The sequence below is a fragment of the Burkholderia sp. Ac-20349 genome (assembly GCF_017104865.1).
GTDB lineage: Bacteria > Pseudomonadota > Gammaproteobacteria > Burkholderiales > Burkholderiaceae > Burkholderia > Burkholderia aenigmatica.
Window position 1 is genome coordinate 1 of the sequence record NZ_JAAGPM010000230.1, and the last position, 7,680, is coordinate 7,680.

Below are 7,680 nucleotides of genomic sequence, written 5' to 3' on the forward strand. Positions count from 1 at the left end.
CCCGAAGGCGCCGGCCGACGACTCGGACGGCTCGCACGGTCACGTCGATGGTGACGCTGGCGACGCCGGTTCCGACGCGGCCGGCGTAACCGGTGACGAAGGCGACGCGGGCGATGCAGGCGACGCGCCGCGCGAGCCCGACGCCGATCCCGGCGACGACACCCATCAGCACGAACGGCAGCGTGGTCAGCAGCGCGGCCGCGCGAAAGCCGAGGCCCGTGTCGGCGCGCACGACGTCGAGCACGGGGCCGAAGGCGGTCAGGAACGGGCGCAGGTTGAGGCCGGCCAGCACCAGCAGCGCGAGCGCGCCATAGGACACGGAAGCCGCATGCGGGCGGGGGACGGCTTGCGCGGTGCCGGGTTCGGACATCGGGATGCTCCAGGGAGGGGCCGGTGGCCCGGTGATGCGATGCCGAAAGGGTAAGCGCGCGCTACGCCAGGTGAAAATTAAATATTCGACTGGGAATCAGTGCGGAATGCGATGGATTCGCACGGGGCGACGGGGACGGATGGGGGCGGCCGGCGGCGGCGGGCGATACCGCGCGACGGCGCGTTCGTCAGACGAAACGCGCACCGTCATGCGACGGGTATCTGCTCGGCCCGGGCTTGCTCGTGTGCGGCCACCAGTTTCCGGACGAGCGCGCGATCGGCCGCCGTTTCGGGCGTAAAGATCACGAGTGTCTGGTCGGGCCGGCCGCTCACCGCGAACGCCGAGTATTCGAGCGCGATTCGCCCGACCGCGGGATGGTGGATCTCCTTGGTCCCTTCTTCGTGCGAGCGGACATCGTGGTCGCGCCACAGCGCGTCGAACTCGGCGCTCATCGCGCGCATCTCGTCGACGAACGCCTGCACGGCCTGCGTCGCGCCGCCGCGCGCGACGTCGGCGCGAAACGCGCCTACCGCGAACCGCGCGACGCGTGCCCAGTTCGCCTGCACGCCGCGCACGTGCGGATCGATGAAGATGAGCCGCAGGATGTTGCGCCGTTCCGGCGGCAGCGTCGTGTAGTCGGTCAGCGTCGCGGCCGCCGCGTCGTTCCACGCGACGACGTCCCACGTCGCCGAGCGCACGATCGCGGGGCTCGCCTCGAGCGAATCGAGCACGTGCTGCACGCGCGGCGACACATGGTCGGTCGCGTGATAGCGCACTTCCGGCAGGTGGCCGACGCCGATCAGGAACAGGTGCTCGCGCTCGGCGTCGTTCAGCAGCAGCGCGCGCGCGAGCCGGTCGAGCACGTCGGCCGACGGCGCGCCGCCGCGCCCCTGTTCGAGCCACGTGTACCACGCGGTGCTCACGTGCGCGCGCTGCGCGACTTCCTCGCGCCGCAGGCCCGGCGTGCGGCGGCGCGTGGCCGGCAGCCCGAGCGCGGCCGGGTCGAGTTTCTCGCGGCGGTCCCGCAGGTACGCGCCGAGCAGGTTGTCGGGGGCGTCTGGCATAGCCTGTTAGTTCGTTTACCGGTAAACCGTCACGACTTCACCGTGCGCGGCGGTCGACAGATAGTAAGCCTCCATGCCATTCGGAGGGGTTGAACATGCGTGTCTTTGTTACTGGAGCGTCGGGGTTCGTCGGCTCGGCCGTCGTGGCCGAACTCGTTGCCGCCGGGCACTCGGTGCTCGGCCTTGCGCGGTCCGATGCGGCCGCCGAGTCGGTCGCGGCGGCTGGCGCCGACGTCCTTCGCGGGTCGCTGGAGGATCTCGACAGCCTCACGCGCGGCGCCGAAGCCGCCGATGCGGTGATCCATACGGGATTCAATCACGACTTCTCGCGCTTCGCGCAGAACTGCGAGCTCGATCGTCGCGCGATCGAGACGATCGGCGCGGCGCTCGCGGGCTCGGCGCGCCCGCTGGTCGTCACGTCGGGGCTCGCGCTCGTCGCACCCGGGCGCGCGGCGACGGAAGACGATCCGCACGTGCCGGTGTCGTCGGCCTACCCGCGTGCGTCCGAAGCGACCGCGGTCGCGCTCGAGGCGCGCGGCGTGCACGCGTCGGTCGTGCGCCTGCCGCCGTCCGTGCACGGCGACGGCGATCACGGCTTCGTGCCGCGCCTGATTGCATTCGCGCGGGAGAAGGGCGCGTCGGCCTATCTCGGTGAGGGCGACAACCGCTGGCCGGCCGTGCACCGGCTCGATGCGGCGCGCGTGTACCGGGTCGCGGTCGAACGCGGCGCGGCCGGCGCGCGCTATCACGCGGTCGACGATACGGGCGTGCGGTTCCGCGACATTGCGGACGTGATCGGCCGGCGGCTGAACGTGCCGGTCGTCGCGAAAACGGCGGCAGAAGCCGGCGAACACTTCGGCTGGTTCGCGATGTTCGCGGGGATGGATGCGCCCGCAACGAGCGCGCGCACGCGTGCATCGCTCGACTGGGCGCCGACGCAGCCGGGACTGCTGGCCGATATCGACCGGCCGCGGTATTTCGAAGGCTGAGTGGGCGGTTGGCGGGCGTGCCGTCGCTGACGACAGGCGCGCCCGCGGCCCGCATGACACTCATGCGGGCCGCGCGTCATTCCACCGGATGCAGATCCTGCAGCAGCGTCGGCACGAGCTCCGACACGGTCGGGTGGATGTGCATCGCGCGGCTGATCGTCGTGTACGGCGCGCCCGCGGCCATCACGTCGAGCATCCCGTGCACGACTTCGTCGCCCGTCACGCCGAGGATCGACGCGCCGAGGATCGCATGGCTGTCCGCGTCGACGATCACCTTCATGAAACCCTGGCTCTCGCCTTTTTCCACCGCGCGGCCGACGCGCGTCATCGGGCGCGTGCCGACGAGCAGCCGGCGGCCCGTCTGCTTCGCTTCCGCGAGCGTCATGCCGACGCGGCCGAGCGGCGGATCGATATACATCGCGTACGCGGTGATGCGATCGGACACCTTGCGCGGATCGCCGTCGAGCAGATTGGCCGCGACGATTTCGTAGTCGTTGTACGCGGTGTGCGTGAACGCGCCGCGCCCGTTGCAGTCGCCGAGCGCCCAGATGCCGGGCACGTTGGTGCGCAACTGCTCGTCGACCTCGATATAGCCGCGTGCGTCGATCGCGACGCCCGCACGGTCGAGCCCGAGATCGTCGGTGTTCGGCACGCGTCCGACCGCGAGCAGCAGGTGCGAGCCCGCGACCTCGCGGCCGCCGCCCGCGCAGTCGAGGCCGACCGCGATGCCGTCGCCGTCGCGCCGTGCGCTCAGGCAGGTCGCATCGAGCTGCACGTCGATCCCTTCGTTTTCGAGAATCTCGCGCACGGCCTGCGACACGTCCTCGTCCTCGCGGCGGATCAGGCGTGCGCCCTTCTCGACGATCGTGACCTGCGACCCGAAGCGGCGATACATCTGGCCGAATTCGAGCCCGACATAGCTGCCGCCGACGATCACGAGATGCTCGGGCAGGAAGTCGACGTCCATCATCGTCGAGTTGGTCAGGTACGACACCGAGTCGAGGCCCGGCATGGCCGGCACCTGCGCGCGCCCGCCGACGTTGATGAAGATGCGTTCCGCTTCGAGCACTTCGTCGCCCACGCGCACCGCATCGGCGCGCTCGAACCGGGCGTGCCCCTGAAACACGGTCGTGTTCGCGAGGCCGCGCACCCATTGCTCGACGCCGTGGTTCGAGCGGCCGGAGATCTGGTCCTTGCGCGCCTTCACGGCTTTCATGTCGACGGTGACGGGGCCGACCGACACGCCGTATTCGCCGGCGCGTCGCGCAAGCTGCGCGGCGTATGCGCTCGCGATCAGCGTCTTGGTCGGAATGCAGCCGGTGTTCACGCAGGTGCCGCCGAAGCGGCCGCGTTCGATGATCGCGACCTTCATCCCGGCGGCGGACAGCCGCGCGGCGAGTGGCGGCCCGGCCTGCCCGGTGCCGATGACGATCGCGTCGAAGTGTTGCGTCATGACGTCCTCCTGTGCGGGTGCCGCGAGGGAACGCGTGCGGGCGAGCCGCGTGCGATGCCGGCGCACGGTCGCGCGACGGCGAGCGCCTATGGTAGCCCTGTTGGCGTGCGCTCGCGAGTGCGGGCAGGGCGGGGGCAGCGGGGCATGACGGCGTCGGGTCGTGCCCGCGCCGGCCGGCGTGCGATGCAACCGGTCGCAGCGCGTTGCCCCGGCCGCGTCAGTCCTTGCGTTGCCACTGACTGAACGACACCGGCCGGTGCGCGTCGGCGCGCGTGACGGTGACGTGGTCGGGCTGGTCGTCGAGCGGAAACGATTCGGTGACGATCCGGTTCGAAAACAGCCACCCGTGCGTGTGCGGGTCGTAGCGGAACGTCACGTAGTCGCTCCAGTGCTGCCCGCACGCGACGAAGTTCTGCACGGTGAAATAGCGGCCTTTTACGGCAAAGCCGTTGTCGGCGGCATCTTCGGGATCGAACGGGTCGCACTGGCCGCCTTCGTTCGCGCGCAGCACGACCTGATCGTTGCGCGCGACGAGCCGGAACGCGTGATCCGGTTGTTCCTCGAAGATCAGCACCGGACGCGGCGACGGCTGCTCGCGCGTATCGACCGCCCGATGCACGACCACGAGAAAGCTGTGCTTCCCGTTGTCGAGATCCGGCCCGGCCTGCGCGCGCAGCGGCTGGTAGCCGGCGGGCAATTGTGCGGCGATCGATTTCGGCAGGTCGCCGGCGCGGGCGTCGAGCGACAGCGCGGCGAGCAGCGGGAGGAGCACGAAGGGCAGTCGGGAAACGCGCATGACGGGGTGTCCGGTCGAAAGGAGGAAGGGCGCGTCGAGCGCACGGGTCTACCGATCTCGCCCGAGAAATTCGGTGCCCGGCATCGGATTGATCGCGACGGGCGGCGCGGATCTCGATCATGGGCGGCGGCGCGAATGACGGGAAAGAGGGCCAGCATAGCAGCGCAAGGCGGCTTTCGGCCATGCGCGAAGCGTGCCAGAATCTGCGGCTCGACCGTCGGAAACGACACGCAGGCGTCGGCGATTCGGCGTCGCTCATCAAGGAGACTTCGATGACTGCATCGGCTGCCGTACTCGCCATCCTGGCTGCGCTGTTTCTCGGCGCGATGATTCCGGGCCCGAGCTTCGTGCTGGTTGCCCGCAATTCGATCGGGCTGTCGCGCCGCGACGGGCTGGCCACCGCGCTCGGCATGGGCATCGGCGGCATCGTGTTCGGCGGCGTCGCGCTGGCCGGGCTCTATACGCTGCTGCAGGCGGTCGAATGGCTGTACGTGGGCCTCAAGGTGGCGGGCGGCGCGTACCTGATCTACATGGCGTCGAAGATCTGGCGCGGCGCCGACCGGCCGATCGCGATGGACGATCCGCAGGCGATGGCCGGCGGCAGCGCGCGCAAGTCGTTCTGGACGGGCCTCACGACCCAGCTCAGCAACCCGAAGACGGCGATCTGGTACGGCAGCATCTTCGCGGCGCTGCTCCCGCAGCATCCGCCGCTGTGGTGCTATCTGGCGCTGCCGCCGCTCGTGTTCGGCGTCGAGTTCGGCTGGTACACGATCGTCGCGCTGTGCTTTTCCACGCGCCGGCCGCGCGAGCTTTACCTGCGCGCGAAGAAGTGGGTCGACCGCGTCGCGGCCGGCGCGATCACGCTGCTCGGGCTGCGATTGATCCTGAACGCGCCGAAAGCGGGGATCTGACCGCTTCCATTCCCGATCTGCATCGCACGGCGGCCGGCCATTCCCGTGGCTGGCTGCTGGCGCGCACCGCGCGTACGCGCATCGGCATCAGGCTTCGCTGAAGCGCTCCAGCAGCGCCGCGAACCGCGTGTCGTCCGGAAATTCCTTCACTTCATACCGCACCGGGTGATGCCCGGTGGCCGTCATCAGGTCGCCGCACGTGCGCTGCAACTCGGCCATCGGCACGTAGGCCGACTGTCCGGTCGACGCGCGATGGAGCGCGACGATATCCGTCTCGGGCAGCAGGGACGGCACGCCGTCGCTCCACACGCCGATGCTGAACAGGCTGCCGTCCTGGCGCTTGTATACCGAGTAGGTCGCCACGAAGATGTCGGTGCCGTCGCGCTCATGCAGGTCGTTGAGCAGCATCCGCTGATCCTGGTAGTCGCCCGCGAGCTCGCCGATGCGCAGCGCGTGGAGTTTCGATGCGAGTCCTTCCGGCACGAAGCGCCGCCAGGCGGCGCCGTCCCAGCGCAGCATCAGCGGCGGTAGCGGGCGCGGCTGCGCCTGCGCCTGTTCGGCAAGGTCGACCATGGCGGCGAGCCCTGCCGGATTGCGGTCGCCGGTGAGCAGCAGCACCGCTCGGTTCGGTGCCATCACGACCGGCGCGCCGGCGATCGGCTGCCGGTGGAGCAGGTCGGTCAGCAGCAGCCGCGCCGCGTCGTAGGAGTCGTCGAATTGCGACAGGAATACCCCGTTCGGCAGCGCGGCCCACGGCTTCGACGATGCGGCCCGCAGGTTGTCGATCGCGATGTCGCATGCGTCGTCGAACGAGACGCCCCATTGGTCGAGCGTCGCGGTCGGCAGGCGCGCGATGTTGAACTCGCCGTCGTACGCGATGCCGATCTCGACGTTCTCGCACAGCGGCCGGAACGCCAGCTCCGTGATGCCGAACTGCCCGGCCGTTTGCAGCGCGGTCACGCAGCGTTCGGTCGCGCTGCGGATCACGGGGCGCAGCCTGGCGCGCGCGGCGGCGAAATCCGCCGGGATCTCGTGCTGCATCATCGCGTTCGCCTGGCGCTTCAGCACGGTGTCCCGTTCGGACGGCTTCGCGGCCGCGTAGTCGCGGAACAGGTTGTTCAGGTTGATGATGTTCGACGGGGCATCCGACTGGACGAGACAGCCCTTCTCGTCCTCGTGGCGCCAGGTGCGTGTGTCGCCCGATGCGCGCAGCGTGGCGATCAGACGTTCGGCGAAAGCCTGCGGGGTCGGCGGTTTGCCGAAACGGTCGCGCAGGCGCGTGACGAGATTGGCAAGCATCGTAGGCGGTCGGGACGAGCCCGTCTGTTGTCGTTGTGGGTCGGTGGCGCCCGGTCTCGGCGGCGCAGCCCGCGGCCGGCACGCGTGGCTCGACGGGTGCTGCGATGGTAGCGCAACGCGGCAGGTATCGTCGGAGGATATTCGCGATCGGCGGGCGACACTGCTGCGGGCGAGGGCGAGGGCGAGGGCGAGGGCGAGGGCGAGGGCGAGGGCGAGGGCGAGGGCGAGGGCGAGGGCGAGGGCGAGGGCGAGGGCGAGGGCGAGGGCGAGGGCGAGGGCGAGGGCGAGGGCAAGGGCAAGGGCAAGGGCAAGGGCAAGGGCAAGGGCAAGGGCAAGGGCAAGGGCCCGGCAGGACCGTCGCCGCGGCAACCCCCGGTCGCCCGCCAAGCCTTGCGCGGCGGGCGTTCGCGCATGTTGCGCGCCGCACCGAACGGCGCCGCTTCCCCGATTCTGGCGGCCGACCTCCCGGCGACGTGTAAACTGCTGCCTTTTTTGACGGTTTGCAGCATGGTGCAAGCACCTCCGCGCCCGGCGCTGAGCGGACCGACGCTCGTCCGGCTGCTCGCGCGCCTGGCCGATGCCGACGTCGCGGAATCCCGGCAGACGCTGTCCGACCGGCTGAGCCAGTGGCTCGGCTGGACCGACGCGATCACGCTGTCGTCCGCGCTGAACGCGAATATCGCGGCCGTCGCGCCGCCGACGGCGAGGCCGAAAGTCAGCTGGAACGCGAGCAGCGACGGCGCGCGGCTCGCCAGCGCCAGGCTCGCCGACAGCAGGACGGCGCCCGTCATGACGACC

Annotated in this window: 7 protein-coding genes and 1 pseudogene; 3 read left to right on the forward strand and 5 right to left on the reverse strand. The window is 70.3% G+C overall.

Annotated features, from left to right (window positions below; genetic code table 11):
* Both G3N61_RS36995 and G3N61_RS37000 read right to left on the reverse strand, forming a co-directional pair.
* Positions 1-370 (reverse strand): annotated as a pseudogene (locus G3N61_RS36995) (MFS transporter); the annotation flags it as partial.
* Positions 371-576: 206 nt separating this feature from the next.
* On the reverse strand, positions 577-1,434 hold the full coding sequence (locus G3N61_RS37000) for a helix-turn-helix transcriptional regulator (RefSeq protein ID WP_043178223.1): 858 nt from the start codon (positions 1,432-1,434) through the stop codon (positions 577-579).
* A 95-nt stretch (positions 1,435-1,529) separates the two neighbouring features.
* Here G3N61_RS37000 and G3N61_RS37005 point away from each other — a divergent pair, with 95 nt between their 5' ends.
* Positions 1,530-2,423, forward strand: a complete 894-nt coding sequence (locus G3N61_RS37005) for an SDR family oxidoreductase (protein WP_205824874.1) — start codon at positions 1,530-1,532, stop codon at positions 2,421-2,423.
* 76 nt (positions 2,424-2,499) lie between these two features.
* On the opposite strand, the gene G3N61_RS37010 is transcribed toward G3N61_RS37005, so the two are convergent.
* The gene (locus G3N61_RS37010; protein ID WP_205824875.1) at positions 2,500-3,876 is read right to left on the reverse strand and encodes an FAD-containing oxidoreductase; all 1,377 of its coding nucleotides are present in this window, start codon (positions 3,874-3,876) and stop codon (positions 2,500-2,502) included.
* A gap of 217 nt (positions 3,877-4,093) precedes the next feature.
* Positions 4,094-4,672 carry a hypothetical protein gene (locus G3N61_RS37015; protein ID WP_205824876.1) on the reverse strand — a complete coding sequence of 193 codons (579 nt, stop codon included), beginning with the start codon at positions 4,670-4,672 and terminating at the stop codon, positions 4,094-4,096.
* A 272-nt stretch (positions 4,673-4,944) separates the two neighbouring features.
* Between G3N61_RS37015 and G3N61_RS37020 the strand changes: the two genes are divergently transcribed.
* Positions 4,945-5,583, forward strand: a complete 639-nt coding sequence (locus tag G3N61_RS37020; protein ID WP_043179179.1) for a LysE family translocator — start codon at positions 4,945-4,947, stop codon at positions 5,581-5,583.
* 87 nt (positions 5,584-5,670) lie between these two features.
* Here the strand turns inward: G3N61_RS37020 and G3N61_RS37025 are convergent, their stop codons facing one another.
* Positions 5,671-6,882, reverse strand: coding sequence for a hypothetical protein (locus G3N61_RS37025; protein ID WP_205824877.1), 1,212 nt, complete (start codon positions 6,880-6,882; stop codon positions 5,671-5,673).
* A gap of 507 nt (positions 6,883-7,389) precedes the next feature.
* On the opposite strand from G3N61_RS37025, the gene G3N61_RS39910 reads away from it, so the two are divergent.
* Positions 7,390-7,680, forward strand: a 291-nt coding sequence (locus tag G3N61_RS39910; RefSeq protein WP_241018087.1) for a DUF3348 family protein, incomplete at its 3' end; no start/stop codon positions are given.

What these genes read in the sequence shown, in the direction of transcription:
- G3N61_RS37000 (WP_043178223.1), bottom strand. Translation starts at nt 1,434, where the DNA reads ATGCCAGACGCCCCCGACAACCTGCTCGGCGCGTACCTGCGGGACCGC.
- G3N61_RS37005 (WP_205824874.1), top strand. Translation starts at nt 1,530, where the DNA reads ATGCGTGTCTTTGTTACTGGAGCGTCGGGGTTCGTCGGCTCGGCCGTC.
- G3N61_RS37010 (WP_205824875.1), bottom strand. Translation starts at nt 3,876, where the DNA reads ATGACGCAACACTTCGACGCGATCGTCATCGGCACCGGGCAGGCCGGG.
- G3N61_RS37015 (WP_205824876.1), bottom strand. Translation starts at nt 4,672, where the DNA reads ATGCGCGTTTCCCGACTGCCCTTCGTGCTCCTCCCGCTGCTCGCCGCG.
- G3N61_RS37020 (WP_043179179.1), top strand. Translation starts at nt 4,945, where the DNA reads ATGACTGCATCGGCTGCCGTACTCGCCATCCTGGCTGCGCTGTTTCTC.
- G3N61_RS37025 (WP_205824877.1), bottom strand. Translation starts at nt 6,882, where the DNA reads ATGCTTGCCAATCTCGTCACGCGCCTGCGCGACCGTTTCGGCAAACCG.